16 protein-coding genes are annotated in these 21,266 nt (G+C 44.6%); 15 read left to right on the plus strand and 1 reads right to left on the minus strand.

All coding sequences use genetic code 11. The annotated features are described in order from the left end of the window. Positions 1–154 precede the first annotated feature (154 nt). The 13 genes from LI091_RS00405 to LI091_RS00465 all read left to right on the plus strand — a co-directional run bounded on the left by LI091_RS00405 (position 155) and on the right by LI091_RS00465 (position 18,306). On the plus strand, positions 155–1,990 hold the full coding sequence (locus LI091_RS00405) for an ABC-F family ATP-binding cassette domain-containing protein (RefSeq protein ID WP_022427037.1): 1,836 nt from the start codon (positions 155–157) through the stop codon (positions 1,988–1,990). 230 nt (positions 1,991–2,220) lie between these two features. Further along, complete coding sequence (gene plsX / locus LI091_RS00410; protein ID WP_021652553.1) at positions 2,221–3,267, plus strand: phosphate acyltransferase PlsX; 1,047 nt, start codon at positions 2,221–2,223, stop codon at positions 3,265–3,267. Positions 3,268–3,315: 48 nt separating this feature from the next. Next, complete coding sequence (locus LI091_RS00415; protein WP_021652554.1) at positions 3,316–3,564, plus strand: acyl carrier protein; 249 nt, start codon at positions 3,316–3,318, stop codon at positions 3,562–3,564. After that, positions 3,554–4,234, plus strand: a complete 681-nt coding sequence (rnc, locus tag LI091_RS00420; RefSeq protein WP_022427036.1) for a ribonuclease III — start codon at positions 3,554–3,556, stop codon at positions 4,232–4,234. The genes LI091_RS00415 and rnc overlap by 11 nt, the downstream gene beginning before the upstream one ends. A 13-nt stretch (positions 4,235–4,247) precedes the next feature. Beyond that, entirely contained in the window at positions 4,248–7,808 is a 3,561-nt protein-coding gene (gene smc, locus LI091_RS00425; protein ID WP_022427035.1) for a chromosome segregation protein SMC, read from the plus strand. An 18-nt stretch (positions 7,809–7,826) separates the two neighbouring features. Continuing rightward, positions 7,827–8,765 (plus strand): signal recognition particle-docking protein FtsY, encoded by a 939-nt coding sequence (gene ftsY / locus LI091_RS00430; RefSeq protein ID WP_015525230.1) that lies wholly within the window; start codon positions 7,827–7,829, stop codon positions 8,763–8,765. A gap of 6 nt (positions 8,766–8,771) precedes the next feature. Next, entirely contained in the window at positions 8,772–9,983 is a 1,212-nt protein-coding gene (ilvA, locus tag LI091_RS00435; protein WP_015525229.1) for a threonine ammonia-lyase, read from the plus strand. Between the two features lie 107 nt (positions 9,984–10,090). Continuing rightward, positions 10,091–11,929 carry a glutamine--fructose-6-phosphate transaminase (isomerizing) gene (gene glmS / locus LI091_RS00440; RefSeq protein WP_022427034.1) on the plus strand — a complete coding sequence of 613 codons (1,839 nt, stop codon included), beginning with the start codon at positions 10,091–10,093 and terminating at the stop codon, positions 11,927–11,929. A gap of 383 nt (positions 11,930–12,312) precedes the next feature. Then, complete coding sequence (locus LI091_RS00445) at positions 12,313–12,450, plus strand: DNA cytosine methyltransferase (RefSeq protein WP_022427033.1); 138 nt, start codon at positions 12,313–12,315, stop codon at positions 12,448–12,450. 96 nt (positions 12,451–12,546) lie between these two features. Then, positions 12,547–14,166: a hypothetical protein gene (locus tag LI091_RS00450; RefSeq protein ID WP_265190660.1), complete on the plus strand. Its 1,620-nt coding sequence runs from the start codon at positions 12,547–12,549 to the stop codon at positions 14,164–14,166. Positions 14,167–14,418: 252 nt separating this feature from the next. Continuing rightward, positions 14,419–16,227 carry a Na/Pi cotransporter family protein gene (locus LI091_RS00455; RefSeq protein WP_118608070.1) on the plus strand — a complete coding sequence of 603 codons (1,809 nt, stop codon included), beginning with the start codon at positions 14,419–14,421 and terminating at the stop codon, positions 16,225–16,227. Positions 16,228–16,543: 316 nt separating this feature from the next. Further along, entirely contained in the window at positions 16,544–17,350 is an 807-nt protein-coding gene (locus LI091_RS00460; RefSeq protein ID WP_015525224.1) for an alpha/beta hydrolase, read from the plus strand. Positions 17,351–17,481: 131 nt separating this feature from the next. Beyond that, positions 17,482–18,306, plus strand: coding sequence for a TrmH family RNA methyltransferase (locus tag LI091_RS00465; protein ID WP_118608053.1), 825 nt, complete (start codon positions 17,482–17,484; stop codon positions 18,304–18,306). A gap of 22 nt (positions 18,307–18,328) precedes the next feature. Here the strand turns inward: LI091_RS00465 and LI091_RS00470 are convergent, their stop codons facing one another. Then, positions 18,329–19,867, minus strand: a complete 1,539-nt coding sequence (locus LI091_RS00470; RefSeq protein ID WP_118608052.1) for a PucR family transcriptional regulator — start codon at positions 19,865–19,867, stop codon at positions 18,329–18,331. A gap of 385 nt (positions 19,868–20,252) precedes the next feature. Between LI091_RS00470 and tnpA the strand changes: the two genes are divergently transcribed. Next, positions 20,253–20,672 (plus strand): IS200/IS605 family transposase, encoded by a 420-nt coding sequence (gene tnpA / locus LI091_RS00475; RefSeq protein WP_059085701.1) that lies wholly within the window; start codon positions 20,253–20,255, stop codon positions 20,670–20,672. A gap of 268 nt (positions 20,673–20,940) precedes the next feature. Next, a complete protein-coding gene (gene ylxM / locus LI091_RS00480) occupies positions 20,941–21,264 on the plus strand; it encodes a YlxM family DNA-binding protein (RefSeq protein WP_015525222.1) in 324 nt (107 codons plus the stop codon). Positions 21,265–21,266 lie beyond the last annotated feature (2 nt).

Here is a 21,266-nt window from a genome sequence, read left to right on the forward strand (position 1 = left end):
CCAGATAAAAAACAATCCCCCAAGAGGGCTGTACTTCCAGATTCGAGGTACAGCCCTTTCCCCTGTCATAACAGTGATTCTTGACGGAATCGTGGAAATTCGCTATCATGGAAATGATTTTTATATACTTTGGAAAAAAACGGAGAAAATGCGCATGAACATTCTTAATATAGAACATATCCACAAAATTTTTGGAGATAAGGTGATATTTGATGATATCTCCTGCGGCATCGATCAGGGAGAAAAAATAGGTATCATCGGTGTAAACGGAACCGGTAAAACTACTTTGCTCCGCGTGATCGCTGGAGAGGAAGAACCGGACGAAGGGCAGGTGATCACCCAGAACGGGATCCGGATCAGCTGGCTTCCCCAGACTCCGGAATTTCCGCAGCATATGACCATTCTGGACTATGTGGCAGAAGGCAAATGGCAGAAGGACTGGAGTACCGAAAGTGAGGCCAGACGCATGCTGAATACACTTGGTATTACCGATCAGAATATTAATATGGATAATCTTTCCGGTGGTGAAAAGAAAAGAGTGGCGCTGGCAAGGATGCTTTTAAATCCAGCTGACATTCTGATCCTGGATGAGCCTACCAATCATCTGGACGGAGAAATGGTCATATGGCTGGAAGATTTTCTCCGGAATTTTCGTGGGACGGTGATCATGGTCACTCATGACCGTTATTTCTTGGATCGTGTGGCAAACCGGATCCTGGAGATCAGCCACGGAAAATTATATTCCTATGCAGGAGATTATTCCAGATTTCTGGAGCTGAAAGCGCAGAGAGAGGAAATGGAGCTTGCCAGTGACCGGAAGCGCCGCAGTGTACTTCGGATGGAACTGGAATGGGCAGCAAGAGGCTGCCGTGCCAGAAGTACAAAACAGAGAGCAAGGCTTGACCGTTTGGAAGCACTGAAGGCGGGAAAAACCCCGCTGAAAGAGCAGAATGTGGAAATGGATTCCATTGAGACCCGTATGGGAAAGAAAACCATAGAGTTTCATCATGTAAGTAAAACCATCGAAGGTCGTCTTTTGATCAATGATTTTGATCATATTGTTCTTCGTGATCAGCGTCTCGGGATCATCGGACCAAATGGCTGCGGTAAGTCCACACTTCTTAAAATGGCAGATGGACTGATCTTGCCGGATTCCGGAGAGATTCAGATCGGAGAAACGATCCGTATCGGGTATCTTGCCCAAAACGTTCCGGATATGGATGGAAGACAGCGGGTGATCGATTATATCCGTGAGGTGGCGGAATATGTTCCGACAAAAGAAGGAAGGATCACAGCTTCCCAGATGCTTGAGAGATTTCTTTTTGATCCGGCCATGCAGTACACTCCGGTGGAGAAGCTTTCCGGAGGTGAGAAGCGAAGACTGTATCTTCTGAAGGTTCTGATGGAGGCGCCAAATGTTCTTCTTCTTGATGAGCCCGGAAATGATCTTGATATTCCCACCATGACCATTCTTGAGGACTATCTGGATTCTTTTTCCGGCATCGTGATCACGGTGTCCCATGACCGCTATTTCCTGGATAATGTGGTGAACCGTATTATGGCATTTGAGGGAGATGGCCGGCTTGTCCAGTATGAGGGCGGTTATACGGATTATCTGGAAGCAAAGGAAAGAAAGGGACAGTCTCTGGAAACGCGTTCAGATATGAATGGCGGTACAGTACAGGGAGAAACAGCTGAGCCTGAGAAAAAGAAATCCGCTGCAGATACCTGGAAACAGAACCGGAAACAGAAACTGAAATTCACCTATAAAGAACAGAAAGAATTTGACACTATTGACGATGACATTGCAGCATTGGAAGAACGTCTGGAGCAGATTGACAAAGAGATGGCTGCCAATGCCACAAATGCGGGAAAACTCCGGGAGCTTTCCGACGAGCAGCAGGAAATCCAGCAGAAGCTGGACGAAAAAATGGATCGCTGGGTATATTTAAATGATCTTGCAGAGCAGATTGAAAATCAGAAAGAGTAAAAGATATTGACTTCTCAGGCAAAACTCTAGTATCATAAATAACGGTACGTTAACCGGATAAACTGCAAAGCAGTTATTCGGTTATGAGTAGGTAGCGAATGCGGATTTCGAATATCCGCTTAACTTTTGGTACTCTGCAATGAAAATCCTTATACGGATGTGTATGAGGATTTTCACTACAGTGTACCATATGCATTCCGAAAAGATTTCGGACAGAGAAAGGACAACATATGTCAGAAATGGTAAAAGTCGTTGTAGATGCAATGGGTGGTGACAATGCTCCCGAGGAACCGGTAAAAGCCGCAGTGGAAGCTGTGAAAGAAAAAGAGAACATCCAGGTCATCCTTACAGGAGTACAGGATGTGATCGAAGCAGAGCTTCGGAAATACCCGGATTATCCTAAGGACAGGATCCGTGTGGTGCATGCGTCTCAGGTGATCGAGACTGCGGAACCTCCGGTCATGGCTATCCAGAAAAAGAAAGATTCCTCTATTGTAGTGGGATTAAATCTTGTAAAAAAACAGGAGGCCGATGCCTTTGTTTCCTCCGGAAGCACCGGTGCGGTACTGGTAGGAGGCCAGGTGATCGTAGGCAGGATCAAAGGGATCCGGAGACCACCTCTTGCTCCGCTGATCCCTACGGCAAAGGGCGTTTCCCTTCTGATCGACTGTGGTGCCAATGTAGATGCGAGACCAGATCATCTGGTACAGTTTGCGCAGATGGGTTCCATCTATATGGAAAATGTAGTGGGTATTAAGAAACCAAGAGTTGCTATCGTTAATAACGGTGCTGAGGAAGAAAAGGGCAATGCGCTGGTAAAGGCTACCTTCCCTCTGTTAAAAGCATGTAAGGATATCAATTTCATCGGAAGTATTGAGGCGAGAGATATCCCGTCAGGTTATGCAGATGTAGTAGTCTGTGAAGCTTTTGTAGGAAATGTGATCCTCAAGCTTTATGAAGGTGTTGGAGCTACTCTGATATCTATGATCAAAAAAGGTATGATGACAAACATTCGCAGTAAAATGGGAGCTCTGATGGTAAAACCTGCTCTTAAGGAAACCTTAAAATCATTTGATGCCAGTGAATATGGCGGAGCACCGCTTCTTGGTCTGAAAGGTCTTGTGGTCAAAAGCCACGGAAGTGCCAAAAGCGTAGAAATCCGTCATGCGATCTTTCAGTGCGAGCAGTTTAAGGAAGAGAAGATCAATGAAAAGATCGAGGAGTTTATAGCAGCCGAGCAGAAAGCACAGGCAGAAGAAAAAAGCGAAAAAAAATAAAACCGGGATTGCCGGAAATATTACAGACAGAACAGGAGGCGAACAGTCGTGGAACTGGAAATGCTGAAGACCATCATCGAAAAAACTCTGGGAAGAAATATGGATGCCATTACAGAAAAAACTACCTTTGTGGATGATCTGGGAGTGGATTCTCTGGATTTTTTTCAGATTCTTATTGATCTGGAGGAAACTTTTGATGTTCGTATCGCCCCGGAGGAAGCCGAGGAGATCGTTACTGTCGGCGATGCAGTGGAGACTCTTCGCCGAGTAACGAAGGGAAGAAGAAATGGAAAATAATTTAAAAAAGCTGGAGCAGACTATCGGATACCAGTTTACCGCAAAATCTTTATTGGAGCAGGCAATGACACACAGCTCCTATGCCAACGAAAAACACCTTGGAAAGCTTGGATGCAATGAGCGTCTGGAGTTTCTTGGAGATGCGGTGCTGGAGCTGATCAGCAGTGATTTCTTGTACAAAAAATTCCGGAATAATCAGGAAGGTGAGTTGACCAAGAAACGTGCCAGCATGGTATGTGAAAAGAGTCTTGCCTACTGTGCAAGAGAATTCGGGCTTCCGGAGTTTATCCTCCTTGGAAGAGGTGAGGAAATGATGGGCGGTCGTAAAAGAGATTCCATCGTTTCTGATGCCCTGGAATCTCTGATCGGGGCTATGTATCTGGACGGTGGATTTGAACCGGCACAGGCTTTTGTTATGAAATTTATCCTGAACGATCTGGAGGATAAGAGGATTTTTTATGACAGCAAGACAGTGCTTCAGGAAATGGTACAGGAAGGCGGAAATCATCCGGTGGAATATCGTCTTCTGAAAGAAGAGGGACCGGACCACAGCAAGAGCTTTACTGTGGAGGCGCTGATCAATGGAAAAAGTATGGGAACCGGAATCGGCCATACAAAAAAGGCAGCAGAACAGGCTGCAGCTCTAGAGGCAATACGCAGTATAAAATAACAGCAGGTGGCCAATGTATCTGAAAAATATAGAGGTGCAGGGATTTAAATCCTTTGCACAGAAAATAAATTTTGAATTTCATAACGGGATCACCGGCATCGTAGGACCTAACGGCAGCGGAAAAAGTAATGTTGGCGATGCAGTCCGCTGGGTTCTGGGAGAACAGAGCGCCAAGCAGCTTCGAGGCGGGAATATGCAGGATGTTATCTTTTCAGGAACGGAGCTTCGCAAGCCTCTGAGCTTTGCGTCCGTGGCTATTACACTTGATAACAGTGATCACAAGCTCCCGGTGGATTTTGAAGAAGTAACCGTTACCAGAAGACTGTATCGTTCCGGTGAGAGCGAATACCGCATCAACGGCAGCTCCTGTCGTTTAAAGGACATCAATGAGATGTTCTATGATACCGGTATCGGAAAAGAAGGATATTCCATCATCGGACAGGGTCAGATCGATAAGATCTTAAGTGGAAAACCCGAAGAACGCCGAGAGCTTTTTGACGAGGCAGCCGGGATCGTCAAATTTAAAAGACGAAAAAATACCACACTGAAGAAGCTTGAGGAAGAACAACAGAATCTGGTCCGTGTCACGGACATCTTAAGTGAGCTGACCAAGCAGCTGGAACCGCTGGAACGTCAGTCTGAGACTGCAAAAATATATCTGGCAAAAAGAGAAAATCTGAAAGAGCTGGATATAAATATGTTCCTCCTGGAATATGAACACACCGGAAATCTGATCCGCGAGCTGGAAGAAAAAACCAGGATCGCAGAAAATCAGTTAAAAGAAGCCCAGGATGCTCATAGTCGTACCAAGGATGAATATGAACGTCTGGAAAAAATACTGGAAGAGCTGAATGAGCGGATGGAGGCGTTGCGGGAAGAAAGCCGGGATCGTGCTATCCGTAAACAACAGCTGTCCGGTGAGATCAATGTTCTTCATGAACAGATCCTGGCAGGAGAGCAGAATGACAGTCATTATCGCAGCCGTCTTTTAGCAGTTCAGGAAGATACGGAGAAAAAATCTGCAGACCAGAAGGCTCTGGAAGAGCAAAAAGCAGATCTTCAGGCAAATTTACGGGAGATCGACAGAAAACTTGCTGACGAGCAGAAAAAAATGGACAATATCCAGAGCAGCATCGAAGAATGCACCCAGGCAGTGGAAGATGGTAAGAATGAGATCATTGAAATCCTTAATTCCCGTGCAAACACCAAAGGTAAGGCACAGCGTTTTGATGCCATGAAGGAGCAGCTGGATATCCGGAAAGCAGGAATCAGTCAGAGGATCCTTTCCCTGAAAACCCAGGAAGAGGAGCAGCAGTCAGCGATCGATCAGGCACAGAAGGAATACGACACTATCACGAAAGCCATTCAGGAAACCAGAGAAGAAGGCAGCCGTCTTACAAAAGAGATACATGCCATTCAGGAAACCCTTAAACAGCAGAATACACAGCTGGAAAAGGAACAGACGTCCTATCATAGAGAGGCATCCAGACTGGAATCCCTCCGCAATATCACAGAACGTTATGATGGATATGGAAACAGTATCCGCCGTGTCATGGAACAGAAGAATCATGTTCCTGGGATCCGTGGCGTAGTGGCGGATATCATTCACGTTGAAAAAAATTATGAGATCGCTATTGAGACAGCTCTTGGCGGAAGTATTCAGAATATCGTTACGGATAACGAGCAGACTGCTAAGCAGATGATCGAATTCCTGAAGAAAAACCGGTATGGTCGTGCGACTTTTCTCCCGTTAAACAGCATTTCTTCAAGAGGCGAGTTTAATCAGAGAGGTGCTTTGAACGAACCGGGAGCTATTGGTCTTGCCAGTGGCCTGGTAACTGCAGAGAAGGAATATGACGGTCTGATCGGGTATCTTCTTGGCAGAGTGCTGGTGGTGGATCATATCGATCATGCTATTGCCATTGCCAGAAAATACCGACACAGTATCCGTATGGTAACGTTGGAGGGAGAATCCTTAAGTCCAGGCGGTTCCATGACCGGTGGAGCTTTTAAGAACAACAGCAATCTTCTTGGGCGTCGTCGTGAGATCGAGGAACTGGAAAAGAAGGTAAAAGAGCTGGCAGCCGGGTATCATGAGATCCGACAGTCCATGGAAGATAACCGCAGCAGAAGAAATGAGATGCGTGATGCTGTGGCGGCGCTGCAGCAGAAATTTCAGGAACAATCCATTCAGCAGAATACAGCCAGGTTGAACATTGAACAGCTGGAGAAAAAAGCGGAGGAGATCCGCGGCGGTTATACCAGGATTGAGAGGGAGCAGGAGGAGATCCGTCTTCAGGCAAGAGACATGCAGGCAGATAACATAAAGATCACGCAGGAACTTGAAGCATCCAAAAGGGATGAGGAAGAGCTGGAAACGTTTATCGAGACCCGGCAGAAGGAACTGGAGGACTGGAAAAAGGACGAAGCGGAGACTTCAGAGAAGCTGGAAAGGATTCGTCTTGACGCATCTGCATCCCAGCAGAAGGAAAGCTTCATAAAGGAAAATCTGCGGCGTCTGAAAGAGGAGATCGAAGTTCTTTCGAAAGAGAGGGAAGAAATTCTGGATTCTCTGGAAAAAGGCAGCCAGGAAACTGCAGAAAAGAGAAAGACGATCGACAAGGTCCGTAAGGAGATCGAAGGCTTTGCCGCAAAAGAAGAGGCGGCTGCAAAACAGCTGGAAAAATGGCAGCAGGAAAAGGAAGAGCGCACAAAAAGCCATAAGGAGTTTTTTGAAAAGCGTGATGAGCTGTCTGGCCAGATCAGTCTTCTGGACAAAGAATGCTTCCGACTGAAGACTCAGGCAGAAAAGATCGAAGAGAACCGGGAAGCAAGGATTTCCTATATGTGGGAAGAATACGAGATCACTCCGAATAATGCCTTGCAGTACAGGAAAGAAGAAATGAATGACAGGCATGTGATGAAGCAGCAGATCCATAAATTAAAGGACGAGATCCGAGCTCTTGGCTCTGTCAACGTCAATGCCATTGAGGATTACAAAGAACTTCTGGAACGGCATACGTTCTTAAGCGGTCAGTACAACGATCTTTTGGAGGCGGAAAAAACGCTGGAACAGATCATCCAGGAGTTGGATGAGGGCATGCGGAAGCAGTTCACCGAAAAATTCGGAGAGATCCAGAAAGAATTTGATAAAGCCTTCAAAGAACTGTTCGGCGGAGGCCGGGGAACTCTGGAACTTGCGGAAGACGAGGATATCCTTGAGGCAGGGATCCGGATCATTTCCCAGCCGCCCGGAAAAAAACTTCAGAACATGATGCAGCTTTCCGGTGGAGAAAAAGCACTGACAGCCATTGCACTTCTTTTTGCGATCCAGAATCTGAAGCCTTCACCATTCTGTCTTCTGGATGAGATCGAGGCTGCACTGGATGATTCCAATGTAGGACGTTTTGCGGGATATCTTCAGAAGTTGACGAAGAACACACAATTTATTATAATAACACATAGACGTGGTACCATGAATGCAGCAGACAGGCTTTATGGAATTACCATGCAGGAAAAAGGGGTATCCACGCTGGTATCCGTAGATTTAGTAGAGAACCAGCTTACCCAGTAGCAGAGGGGATGAATCAGTATGGCAGAAGAAAAAAAAGGATTTTTTAAACGTCTGGTAAGTGGACTTACCAAAACGCGAGACAATATCGTTGCCGGATTTGATTCCATTTTCAGCGGTTTTTCCAGTATTGATGATGATTTTTATGAAGAACTGGAAGAGATCCTGATCATGGGAGATATCGGCATTAACGCAACCACCTCCATTCTGGAGCATTTAAAGGAGCAGGTTGCTGAGCAGCATATCAAGGAGCCGTCCCAGTGCAAACAGCTTCTGATCGACAGCATCAAAAAACAGATGCAGGTAGAAAGCACAGAATATGAGTTTGAGAACCGGAAATCCGTGATCCTTGTGATCGGTGTCAATGGAGTAGGTAAGACTACCTCTGTAGGCAAGCTGGCCGGTAAATTAAAGGATCAGGGAAAAAAGGTCATCCTCGGAGCTGCAGATACCTTCCGTGCGGCAGCCGGGGAGCAGCTGACACAGTGGGCCAACCGTGCAGGCGTTGAGATCATCGGCGGCCAGGACGGAGCAGATCCGGCATCTGTTGTCTATGATGCAGTGGCAGCAGCCAAAGCCAGAAATGCAGATATTCTGATCTGCGATACCGCAGGAAGACTTCATAATAAGAAAAACCTTATGGAAGAGCTTCGCAAGATTTACCGTATTCTGGAACGTGAGTATCCGGAAGCATATTTAGAAACGCTGGTAGTTCTTGACGGAACCACGGGCCAGAATGCGCTTTCCCAGGCAAGACAGTTTGCCGAGGTCGCAAACGTTACCGGAATCATTCTTACCAAACTTGATGGTACAGCCAAGGGCGGAATCGCAGTAGCGATCCAGTCTGAGCTTGACATACCAGTAAAATACATCGGAGTAGGCGAAAGTATCGATGACCTGCAGAAATTTGATGCAGACGCATTTGTAAACGCCCTCTTTGACGTAGAAGAAAGGAGCTAAATACAAATGCTTACATTAGAGAGCTTTGAGGAAGCGGCAGCAAAAGTAAAAGAAGTGACACAGGAAACAAAGCTGATATACAGCAGTTATTTCTCAGATATGACGGGAAATAAGGTTTATCTGAAGCCAGAGAATATGCAGCGTACCGGTGCATATAAGGTGCGTGGCGCATATTACAAGATCAGCACACTTTCTGACGAAGAGAGGAACAAAGGTCTGATCACTGCATCTGCAGGAAATCATGCCCAGGGTGTTGCTTATGCTGCACATAAATATGGAGTAAAAGCAGTCATTGTCATGCCAACTACCACACCACTGATCAAGGTAGAGCGCACCAAGAGTTACGGTGCGGAGGTTATCCTTCACGGCGACGTGTATGACGAAGCCTGCGCACACGCACTTGCCCTTGCAGAAGAAAAAGGATATACCTTTATCCATCCATTTGACGATCCGGCAGTAGCAACCGGTCAGGGAACTATCGCCATGGAGATCGTACAGGAACTTCCGCTTGTAGATTACATTCTGGTACCGATCGGAGGGGGCGGACTTGCTACAGGTGTCTCCACACTTGCGAAGCTTCTGAACCCACACATCAAAGTCATCGGTGTTGAGCCGGCAGGCGCAGCATGTATGAAGGCATCCCTGGAGAAAGGGGAGGTCGTAACGCTTCCTCACGTAAATACTATCGCAGATGGTACTGCAGTACAGACTCCGGGAAAAAATATCTTCCCATATATCCAGGAAAATCTGGACGATATCATTACCATCGATGATGATGAGCTGATCGTGGCTTTTCTGGATATGGTAGAAAACCACAAGATGATCGTAGAGAACTCAGGACTTCTTACTGTAGCAGCTCTCCGTCATCTGGATGTAAAGAATAAGAAGATCGTTTCCATCTTAAGCGGTGGAAATATGGATGTGATCACCATGTCATCGGTTGTACAGCACGGGCTGATCCAACGCGACCGTATCTTTACTGTATCTGTACTTATTCCGGATAAGCCAGGTGAACTGGTACGTGTTGCAAGTGTGATCGCTGAAAATCAGGGTAATGTTATCAAACTGGATCATAACCAGTTTGTAAGTACCAACCGAAATGCAGCCGTAGAACTTCGGATCACTATGGAGGCATTCGGAACAGATCATAAGAATCAGATCGTTGCAGCTCTGGAAAAAGCGGGTTGCAAACCGAGAGTGGTACGTGCTATACTGTAGGACGTGTTATATTGCAATAACTGAAACTTCTGACCGGACTGTTGCATATGATGTAACAGCCCGGTCTTTTGCGAAAATACCTGCATAGACAGAAAGGACAGATAAATATGTGTGGAATTGTAGGATTTACAGGTAGACACCAGGCAGCTCCGATCCTTTTAGATGGACTCTCCAAGCTGGAATACAGAGGATATGATTCCGCTGGAATTGCCGTACGTGACGGCGAGGACGAGACGGAAGTGATCAAAGCCAAGGGAAGACTGAAAGTTCTGTCAGAAAAGACAAACGGCGGAGAGACTGTACCGGGAACCTGTGGTATCGGTCATACCAGATGGGCAACTCATGGTGAACCTTCTGAGAACAATGCACATCCGCATATGACAGACGACGGTAATATCGTAGCAGTCCACAACGGCATCATTGAGAACTATCAGGAACTGAAAAATAAGCTCACCCGTAAAGGCTATACTTTCTATTCTGAGACCGATACCGAGGTAGCAGTCAAGCTGATCGATTATTATTACAAGAAATATGAGGGAACACCGGTGGATGCCATCACACATTCCATGGTACGTATCCGTGGTTCCTATGCCCTTGCGATCATGTTCAAGGATTATCCGGGTGAAATATATGTAGCCAGAAAAGACAGCCCCATGATCCTTGGAGTGGCAGAAGATGAATCCTTTATCGCTTCTGACGTACCGGCGATCCTGAAATACACCCGCAATGTATATTATATCGGCAATCTGGAGATGGCGCGTGTGAAAAAAGGCGAAGTCACCTTCTACAATCTTGATGGAGATGAGATCGAGAAAGAGCTGAAAACCATTGAATGGGATGCAGAAGCAGCGGAAAAAGCCGGATATGAGCATTTCATGATGAAAGAGATTCATGAACAGCCAAAGGCAGTACTGGATACGTTGAATTCCGTGCTCAAGGATGGAAAGATCGACCTCAGTGAAGTTGGCCTGGAAGAAGAAAGCATCCGGAACATCCAGCAGATCTATATCATAGCCTGCGGCTCCGCTTATCATGTAGGAATGGCAGCACAGTATGTGATCGAGGATCTTGCACAGATTCCGGTAAGGGTAGAGCTCGCTTCCGAATTCCGTTACCGAAAAATGGCCCTTAACACCAACAGCCTTGCAGTGATCATCAGCCAGTCCGGTGAAACAGCAGACAGTCTTGCAGCACTTCGTAAATGCAAGGAAAATGGTATTCGTACACTGGGAATCGTTAATGTAGTGGGATCTTCCATTGCACGTGAGGCTGATAATGTATTTTATACTCTGGCCGGACCGGAGATTTCTGTAGCTACTACCAAGGCGTACAGCACACAGCTGATCGCAGCTTATACACTTGCGATCCAGTTTGCAATGGTAAGAGGAACGATCACAGAAGAAGCCTACAGCAATTATATCAGTGAACTGCAGACACTTCCGGATAAGATCTGTAAGATCCTGGAAGATAAGGAGCGTATCCAGTGGTTTGCCTCAAAACAGGCAAATGTAAAAGATGCTTTCTTTGTAGGAAGAGGAATTGATTACGCTATCAGCCTGGAGGGCAGTCTGAAGATGAAAGAGATCAGTTACATTCATTCTGAAGCCTATGCTGCCGGAGAGCTGAAACACGGAACGATCTCCCTGATCGAAGACGGGACTCTTGTGATCGGTGTGCTGACCCAGCCGGATCTCTACGAAAAAACAGTCAGCAATATGGTTGAGTGTAAGAGCCGTGGCGCCTACCTTATGGGCTTGACCACATTTGGCAATTACAATATCGAGGATACCGCAGACTTCACCGTCTACATCCCGAAAACAGACCCGCACTTTGCAACATCCCTGGCAGTGATCCCGCTTCAGCTTCTGGGCTACTACGTAAGCGTAGCCAAAGGCCTGGATGTGGATAAACCACGAAATCTGGCGAAGAGCGTGACAGTGGAGTAAAAAATATATATGGACTATAGAGAAAGCCTCAGAGTATGTATATGCGAAAATACTCTGAGGCTTTTTTATAAAATCTTTACGCAAAAATAGTTTCATGGTATCATATAGACATATGATGCTGTGAAATTATTTTGCTTTTCAGGGGATATTAAGAAGGGGTGACGGGTACATGCTTATGCCGGTAGTGCCAGAGAGGAGATTGAACTGAAACCAGAGTGCCCGGACAGCCATAGAGCAGATAAAGGAGAAAAATTATCCGGAGTCTTTACAGAAATGTACAGGGAATATCCTGGCTTGTGGGGATCAATTATAACAAACCAATCAACAGTGGTAAGCTTTTGGAGCTGCTGTCACAGTACAAATAATAAGATAGGAAAAAATATATGAAGAATACAGTGGTGATCTTTAATGCCGGTATCGGTGCACTGACTCTGGGTTTTAAAAATGCCGGTTATGAGATTTTGAAAGCATATGAGCCGGACAGGAAAGTGACAGAGATCTATCAGGAAAATATAAGTTAAAATGTAACTGCATGCAGCCTTTCTTCCATAGATCCTGCCACAGTTCCGGATAGTAATGTCTGGGCTTTTGGTCTGACGCAGTCGAAAGAAGAAGAGGTGTTTCGTAGTTTGGCCCTGGTGCAAAGAAGACGGCCGCCGGTCATTCTTTTTGTTATGAAAAAGCAATTATGGAAAGGGTTCATAAAGGAGCACATTTTTCAGCTGCAAGAATATGGATACCATATCACGCATAAAAATATCCAGAGTTCGGAGGTTACTGCATTTCCGCTGCGGGAAGAATTTGCATATATTGTTTTAAAAAGAGTGAATGCTTCGGATATGATCATGCCGGTGCAGTTCCATAAGAGTAGTATCCTGCTGGATGGCTGGGTGGAAATGAATCCACAGGATTCCTGGTATTACAGGATTGATTTTGCGAAAGAGAAGATAGATGCTTCGCATGCCGGCGACAGCGTTTTGTGTTGGGAAAAAGGCGGTTATCGGGAATCCGGGCAGGTTCGTCTGAATCTGATAAAAATGCCGCTGATCCGTATCCATGGCGTCTATCATAAGATCACACACAAAGAAATAGCCAGATTAAAGGGATTTCCGGAAGATTTTCCACGTTCTGTGCCAAACAAAAGCCGGATGTACAGAAGCCTGATATATGCGCCGAACATAAAAGTGACAGAACAGGTCGTTCGCAATCTCTGCGTAGAACCCTATATAAATTCAGAGGGTGATGTGCAGATGAAAAACTGGGAAAATATGGCCCGCTTTAAGCAGCTTTTTGAAAAATACCTTACATATAAAGGGGTTTCTTTCCAAAGCGATGAATGGGTCTTTATGACCAGAATGTACAGTGATTCCAAAGAAATCGCTACACTTAAACGGTTGCAGAGTTATAGCCGCCTGGTTGGAAAAGCAGTGTCAGATCAGAAAAAGGATCTGCCATTACAAAATATCTGTGTAGTGGCGAATCTGGTCTCTGATGAGACTAAGAGAAAGTACGAAGAGGCGAAGCTTGGATATGTCTGGGACATCCGAAATGTGCTGTGGCTCTTTGAGGACTATCCGGAACTGAAGAACGAACTGATCTCGATTCTGAATTATTCGGTGGAAAACATAGAACCGGAGAGACCGGAGCCTTTTATCTTTGAGGAAAGCAGCCAGATGGAGAATACGGATCCGGAATCGGTTGCTGACAGCTATATAGCGCAGTTAAAAGTGTTGGAGACCGGTAGTGCAGCTTTCAAGAAATATGAGGAACTTTGTGTTTCTATTCTGAAATATATCCTTGGAGAATATCTGACTTTGTGGGAGCAGCAGAAGACAACAGAGGAAAATCTGTATCGTTTTGACATGTGCTGTAAGATCAAAAACGGGGTGACACAGGATTTTTTTGACACGATCTGTAAGTATTTTTCTACGAAATATATCGTGTTCGAGTTTAAAAACTATGAAAAGCCTATTACTCAGAGGGAAATTTACACTACAGAAAAATATCTGTACGAAAAAGCTCTCCGTAAAGTTGCGATCATTATTTCCAGAAAAGGAGCGGATAAACATGCGAAAATGGCTGCACGGGGAAGTCTACGGGAAAGCGGGAAACTGATCATCTGCCTGTCCGATGAAGATTTGAAAGCGATGCTCCAGATAAAAAAAGAAGGGGAAAGAACAACGGGAGAGTACCTGGAAAATATTTTGGATGATATGCTGATGCGCCTGGAAAAATAAAAAATTTTGTGAAAAATAACTCAAAAATACTCATTTCGAAGGCAGAGTTTTGGAAGATGATCCGCTGCCTTCGATTTTTTTTATTTTCGAAATAAATCTGTTGTTGTAATATGGAAATTGATGTGGCATAATAAATGGGAAAATGTTAAAAATAAGAAAAATCCAGATTAAGGAAATGTAAAGTTGCATTTTCAGGATAACATGGCTCCTGACAGATTATGACAGGAAGCGAGTATGACAAAGGAGAAAATTATGGCAATTTTTTCAATGATCTTATCTTTGTTGTGTGGAGTATCATTATTTTTGTTTGGTATGTCCCTAATGGGCGATGGTCTGAAGCTGGCAGCAGGTAATAAGCTGGAAGCATTTCTTTATAAGATGACCAATACTCCGCTGAAGGGTGTCGCACTTGGTACTGGTGTTACCAGTGTGATCCAGTCGTCTTCTGCGACGACAGTTATGGTGATCGGTTTTGTAAACTCCGGTATGATGAAACTGAAACAGGCGATCGGTATCATCATGGGAGCCAATATCGGAACCAGTATTACTGGCTGGATCTTATGTCTTTCTTATATTGAAGGATCCAATGGAATCGCCAGCGTTCTTTCCACAGCAACTATTTCTGCTGTTGTGGCTGTAGTTGGTATTATTTTCCGTATGTTCTGTAAGCGTACCTTACATAAGAACGTGGGAAATATCATGCTTGGTTTTGCGATCCTGATGACAGGTATGCAGATGATGAGTGGTGCGGTATCTCCATTGCGTGAGAGTCCGATGTTCATCAAGATGCTGACTATGTTTTCCAATCCGATCGCAGGTATTCTCGTAGGTATCGCTTTTACTGCGGTACTCCAGAGTGCGTCTGCAACAGTCGGTGTGCTCCAGGCTCTTTCCGTAACCGGTATCCTGACATTTGCAAGTGCATTTCCGATCGTTCTTGGTATCGGTGTTGGTGCTGCATGTCCAGTTCTGATCTCAGCCATCGGAGCAAATAAGAACGGTAAAAGAACTGCTCTTGTATATCTGATCAATGACCTGTTTGGTCTGATCCTCTGGTCAGTGATCTTTTATACCGTGAATGCGTTTGTACATTTTACATTTATGGATATGACCATGACACCGGTAGCGATCGCACTTTTGAATACGGTGTTCCGTCTGGCAACGGTTATCGTGCTGTTTCCATTCATTCCAAAGATCGAGAAGCTGGTATGCTGGCTTGTGAAGGATGACAAAGAAGATCTGGAAGATGAGGCAGACTTTGATCTTCTGGAAGAGCGTCTTCTGAATTACCCGGCCCTTGCTATCGCACAGTGTCACCGTGTAATGAACGGAATGTCCAAGAAGCTCCGTAAGAATGTCAACAGAGCCATGAATCTTCTGAATGATTATCAGCAGGATAAGTATGATAAGGTTCAGCGAAAAGAGGATCTGATCGACAAGTATGAAAGTCGTCTAGGAGAGTATCTGATCCAGCTGACAAAGAGAGAGATGAATTCTGCACAGACAAGACAGACTTCACTGTATCTGCATACGATCAATGACTTTGAGCGTATCGGTGATCATGCTTCTTACATTGCTCATATGTCCAATGAAATGCATGATAACCATACGAATTTTTCACAGGAAGCCTGGGATGAGCTGAATGTTGTTATGGAGGCAGTTCGTGAGGATATCAATATAACCTGCAATGCTTTCATGAAAGACGATAAAGAAATGGCACAGAGAGTAGCACCTCTCGGAGCTGTGATCACAGGACTTTGTGATGTACTGAAGATGCGTCATGCAGAGCGACTGAGCCAGGGCAAATGCGGACTGGAAGAGGGAACGGTATTTAGTGATATCCTCAACAGTTTCTGTCGTATCGCAACTCACTGTGCAAGTGCTATGGTGGCACTTATGAAGAGCGGAGAGACAGGATCTGATCTTCATATTCACGATTCTAAGATCTATCCCACAAACAGTGCGGACTACTACCAGTATTTCAAGGAATACGGACAGAAATATGATATTGGAAATCAGGAAGGCCATATGCTCAGCATGGAGCCGGAAGAAGTAGAATAAGAAATTCAGGCAGCGGAAATGTAGATATTCCGCTGCTGTTTTTGTTAGGGATTTGCCCTAACAATGAAAAAAGAAAGGGCTGTCGCACTAATTTTTTAGTGCGACAGCCCCTTTGTACTGAGGTGATTATAGTTCAGAGAACAAAATATGTCACCCCTTTATTTTTTATTACTTTTTGTAAAAAAACATATAATTGCTGATAATTACGAATAAGGGTTATCAAAATACAGATTTCATGATATGATAAACCTATCAGATAGCGTGAGACATATAATGGGGATATGTATCTCGCAGAAAGAAAAGGGAGGGTTTTATTATGGGTGAAAGTATGATCACATCGTTTGACGGAACGAAACTGTATCTGAAAAAAGAAACGGCAGCAGACAATAAAGCGGTGATCGTGATTGTCCACGGACTCTGTGAGCACCAGGGCAGGTACGATTATTTTGCGGAAAAACTTCATGAGGCGGGAATCGGAACCTATCGTTTTGATCACAGAGGACATGGACGGTCTGAGGGTGAAGAGACTTTTTATTCAGATTTCAATGAGCTTCTGGACGACACCAACGTAGTTGTGGATATGGCAATTGAGGAAAATCCAGATATTCCGGTATTTCTTCTGGGACACAGCATGGGCGGATTTACGGTTTCTCTGTACGGAGCCAAATATCCGGACAAAAAGCTCCGGGGGATCATTACCAGTGGTGCGCTAACCGCAGATAACGGCAATCTGATACGTGGTGTGCCGGGAGAAATGGATGTACATACGCGCCTTGCCAATCAGCTGGGTTCAGGCGTATGCTCTGTACAGGAAGTGGTAGACTGGTACGGAAAAGATCCATACAATAAACAGTCCTTTACAGCGGGGTTATGCTATGCGATCTGCGACGGACTTGACTGGTTCAAAGAGAAAAAAGCAGAGTTCCATTATCCAGTCCTTATGACACACGGCGAGAAAGACGGTCTGGTAAGTGTACAGGATACCTATGATTTCTTTAAAGAAGCAGGATCAAAAGACAAGCAGATGAAGATCTACGGCGGACTTTTTCATGAGATCCTGAATGAGTATTGTAAAGATGAAGTGATCGGGGATATGATCCGGTGGATGGAAGTGAGAATCTGAATATAAACAAATTGTTTTACAAGTAGCAGCAAAGCCAGGTGGAAACATATAACACCTGGCTTTCTTTTGCAAAGAGATTCTGTTACAATAGCAGGATGAAAACAAGAAGATAGAACAGGAGAAAAATAACCATGTCAAATATCATAGAAATCACAGATTTCAACGCTCCGGAGCTGGATGTATATGCCAGGATCTCGGAGATACAGCTTTTGAACCGGGCAGAACCGGAGAAGGGGATCTTTATTGCGGAGAGCCCGAAGGTTATTGAGAGAGCTTTGGATTCCGGGTGCCAGCCGATTTCTTTTCTGGTGGAACATAAACATGTTGAGGGTGAGGCAAAAGAACTGATCCGTCGTTGTGGAGACATCCCGGTTTATACGGCAGAATTTGATGTGTTGACGCAGCTGACTGGATTCAAGCTGACAAGAGGAATGCTCTGTGCAATGCGCCGGCCGGCGCTTCCTGATATAGTCGATGTATGCAAAAATGCCCGCAGGATCGCAGTTCTGGAAAATGTGGTAAATCCTACTAATATAGGCGCGATCTTTCGTTCTGCGGCGGCTCTTGGGATGGATGCGGTGCTGCTGACACCGGGGTGCAGCAATCCATTGTACCGCCGTGCGATCCGTGTCAGCATGGGAACCGTATTCCAGATACCATGGACATTTTTTGATGAAAAAACAGAGTGGAAAACGGAAGGAATCCGGTCTCTGAAAGCGATGGGATTTAAGACGGCAGCCATGGCTCTTAGGGAGGATTCCTTTGATATTGATGATCCTCATCTGATGGCAGAAGAAAAACTGGCAGTAGTTCTTGGAACAGAGGGGGATGGCCTTGCTTCGAAGACCATTGCGGACTGTGATTATACAGTATGTATTCCAATGGCACACGGTGTGGATTCACTGAATGTGGCGGCAGCCAGTGCAGTTGCATTTTGGCAGCTGGGAAAACGCTAAATATTTAAGAGAGTTCCCGTTTTTATGATCTTGCATTCCGGTTTTCTTCTTCCATATCCATCAGATGAAAAGAAAGCAACAGATACAGGATCTCGTTTCTGTCTGTAAGATCTGAATCCAGAAAAGCTTTGATCTTATCCAGACGATAAAGAAGAGTACTTCTGTGGATAAATAAAGCGCTGGCAGTATGAGAAATGTTCTGGTTGTGCTCCAGAAAACAACGTAGTGTTTCATAGAGATGAGATTGCTTTGCCTCATCCTTATATTTCATTGACAGAAGCTTTTCGTGACAGACCATGTAAGCAGGAAGCTTTTTGGTTGCCTGTTCCAGAATATAGGGCAGAGCGATGGAGTCAAAATAGTGGATACTTTCTGCGGGATTTTTGCGTTTTCCAACCTGCAGGGTAACAGAAGCCTGCGTGTATTGCCGGTGGAAATTGAAATGTCCAAGCATCTTCCGGCTGTATCCGGCGCTTAACATGCTGCTTTTGATAAAACCCTCGATCTTATCGGAAATCTCATGGATAGTCAGAGTGCAGAGATCCAGATTGATAAAAAGCACCGCATTTCCTTTATATTCGGTAGCACAGCTGGCCGGGATCGTATTTTCAAGATAATTACAGATGGCATTGAGGGTCAGATTTTTCTGGTCGATCAGCCCGGTCTGGATCAAAATACATTGATATATATGGGAAGAAAGCCACCCTACATTTGTCAGCTGCTGACTGACTTTTACATAATCAGCTCCGGGATCAGTCAGAATGGACATAAAAATCTGATGCAGAGGAAAAGCTTTATCCCGGCTGTGCATGATTCCTGTGGAAAGTGCATGGGATACCATCTGGGAAAGGTACTCCAGAACAAAACCAAACGTATCATCCAGGGGAACCTCACCTTCGGAAAACATCAGCCTGTATACTGCTTTATCATTATTGGAGATATTTACGCAAAGAGAAGGAGCAGTAAGGCCATTTCCCGGATAATAAAAATATCCGGTTTTATAAAAAGCCTCTTCGTAATGAGGATCCTGCTTCAGGCTGTCCACAATAGCCCAGGAATTTTCAGTGGAACCCAAAACAGAATTGGAAAGATCACTTAGATTCCAGTCTCTGGAGGCAATGATAGTAAAATCCATACCGATCAGCATCATTGGATTGGGAATAATGGAAGCTGTAAGATCCAGAAGCTCCTGGATAGATGCGTTCCGGAGACGGGAATCCATCAGGGACTGATTCCACTGATCATATAGGATAAAAATATCCTGAATCCTGTTAAAGACAATATTGACTGGAATATCTTCAGGGATGATACACATGTTTGGCTGAGTTAATTCGTAGTTCTGATAGATTTTTCCAATCATCAGGAACAGAATATTTTTGGGATGATGAAAAGTGAGCTGAAAATCCGGATCTGTGATAAGGTAAACACGCCCATCCTGAAGAGAGGTGTTCTTTTCAAAGCGGGAAGGGCAGGAAAGGGTGGGGAATGTATCCAGCCTGGATGTATGCATGGGAAAAGATTTCTGTAAATGATAGCAGATGAGTTTTGCACTGAGTTTCAAGGAAAATCCTCCCTCCTATATTTTGTAGGAAAAAACAGGAATAATAGCCATATTATGTGGAATTGTGATTCTTTTGATTTACAGTATAATAGAATCATAAGGAAAAAACAAGTGCAGAAACAAGCCTTTTATATTGGGGTGTGGCAAAACAAGTGCGGAAAAAAGAGCAGGGCTGTATGTCTGTTAATGATCTTCCGAAGCTGATCAAAGAATATGGAAAAGATATCACATTTATTAATAAGAAGTAAATGAAAGAGCTAATCCCCCAGCTATGCTGGGGCGAATAGTGTAGTAGTGACGTTGTAGAATGTATAATAAAGCCTCCTATGATACAATAGTAAAGGTGTCTCAAGCCAATACTAAAGAGAATAGGAGGCGGTCCAACGTGGACAGTAGTAGTTTATCACATACAAGGTATAAATGCCAGTATCATATAGTGTTTATACCAAAGTATAGAAAACGAATTATGTACGGAAGATTAAAAGCAGATGTAAGAGAAATAATAAAAAAACTGTGCGATTACCGGAACATAGAAATAGTAGAAGGTGCAGTATGCGCAGATCATGTACATTTGTGTTTAGGCATTCCGCCAAGCGAAAAAGTGTCAGATGTGGTAGGGTACATAAAAGGAAAAAGTGCATTAATGATACACGATAAATATCCGGAAAGTGTAAATGGATGGTCAAAAGCTTTTTGGGCCAGAGGATATTATGTCGCAACAGTAGGCAATATCACAGAAGATGCGGTAAAGGAATACATTCAGCAACAAAAAGAAGAATCGAGAAGAGAAGATACTAGAAGATAGCCTCTTTTAGAGGCCAGCCGGTATAAGTGCTTGAGGCATCCGCCTTTCAGGCGTTGCAGGCATAGGCCCCTTATAGGGGCATAATCAAACCACCAGTTGAACTGGTGGTTCATGACTTAGAATAACAAAGGTCGGAAAAGCCTGCAAAACCCAGCAGAAAAGTGCTTTTCCGGCCTTTTTTTGTGAAATTCAGGAAAAAATAAATTTGTAAAGCAAAAACCCTTGACAGGTGTGTCGGAATCGTGTATGATAGCCAAGGTGATTACAGATGGAGAAATTTGTAGAGCAGACATTTTTATTTGATTTTTATGGAGAGCTTCTGACAGAGAGGCAGCGGCAGGTGTACACCAGTGTGGTATTTGAGGATTATTCCTTAAGTGAGGTTGCTGAGGAACTTGGCATCAGCAGACAGGGTGTGCATGATATGATCAGACGGTGCAATCGGACGTTGGAAGAATATGAAGAGAAGCTTCATCTGGTCGAGAAATTCCTGAACATCCGCAGTCAGGTCATAAAGATCCATGAACTGGCTGACAAGTACCACGCCGAAGATATTGCGGCGATTTCCAATGTGATATTAGAGGAGTTATGATC

The sequence above is a fragment of the Blautia sp. MSK20_18 genome (assembly GCF_020553125.1).
GTDB classification, from domain to species: domain Bacteria; phylum Bacillota; class Clostridia; order Lachnospirales; family Lachnospiraceae; genus Blautia_A; species Blautia_A fusiformis.

Bases quoted from the DNA above. Each gene is read 5' to 3' on its own strand.
- LI091_RS00465 (WP_118608053.1), top strand. From the start codon at position 17,482: ATGTCAAATATCATAGAAATCACAGATTTCAACGCTCCGGAGCTGGAT.
- rnc (WP_022427036.1), top strand. From the start codon at position 3,554: ATGGAAAATAATTTAAAAAAGCTGGAGCAGACTATCGGATACCAGTTT.
- LI091_RS00405 (WP_022427037.1), top strand. From the start codon at position 155: ATGAACATTCTTAATATAGAACATATCCACAAAATTTTTGGAGATAAG.
- LI091_RS00445 (WP_022427033.1), top strand. From the start codon at position 12,313: ATGAAGAATACAGTGGTGATCTTTAATGCCGGTATCGGTGCACTGACT.
- LI091_RS00455 (WP_118608070.1), top strand. From the start codon at position 14,419: ATGGCAATTTTTTCAATGATCTTATCTTTGTTGTGTGGAGTATCATTA.
- smc (WP_022427035.1), top strand. From the start codon at position 4,248: ATGTATCTGAAAAATATAGAGGTGCAGGGATTTAAATCCTTTGCACAG.
- plsX (WP_021652553.1), top strand. From the start codon at position 2,221: ATGTCAGAAATGGTAAAAGTCGTTGTAGATGCAATGGGTGGTGACAAT.
- ylxM (WP_015525222.1), top strand. From the start codon at position 20,941: ATGGAGAAATTTGTAGAGCAGACATTTTTATTTGATTTTTATGGAGAG.
- ilvA (WP_015525229.1), top strand. From the start codon at position 8,772: ATGCTTACATTAGAGAGCTTTGAGGAAGCGGCAGCAAAAGTAAAAGAA.
- LI091_RS00460 (WP_015525224.1), top strand. From the start codon at position 16,544: ATGGGTGAAAGTATGATCACATCGTTTGACGGAACGAAACTGTATCTG.
- glmS (WP_022427034.1), top strand. From the start codon at position 10,091: ATGTGTGGAATTGTAGGATTTACAGGTAGACACCAGGCAGCTCCGATC.
- ftsY (WP_015525230.1), top strand. From the start codon at position 7,827: ATGGCAGAAGAAAAAAAAGGATTTTTTAAACGTCTGGTAAGTGGACTT.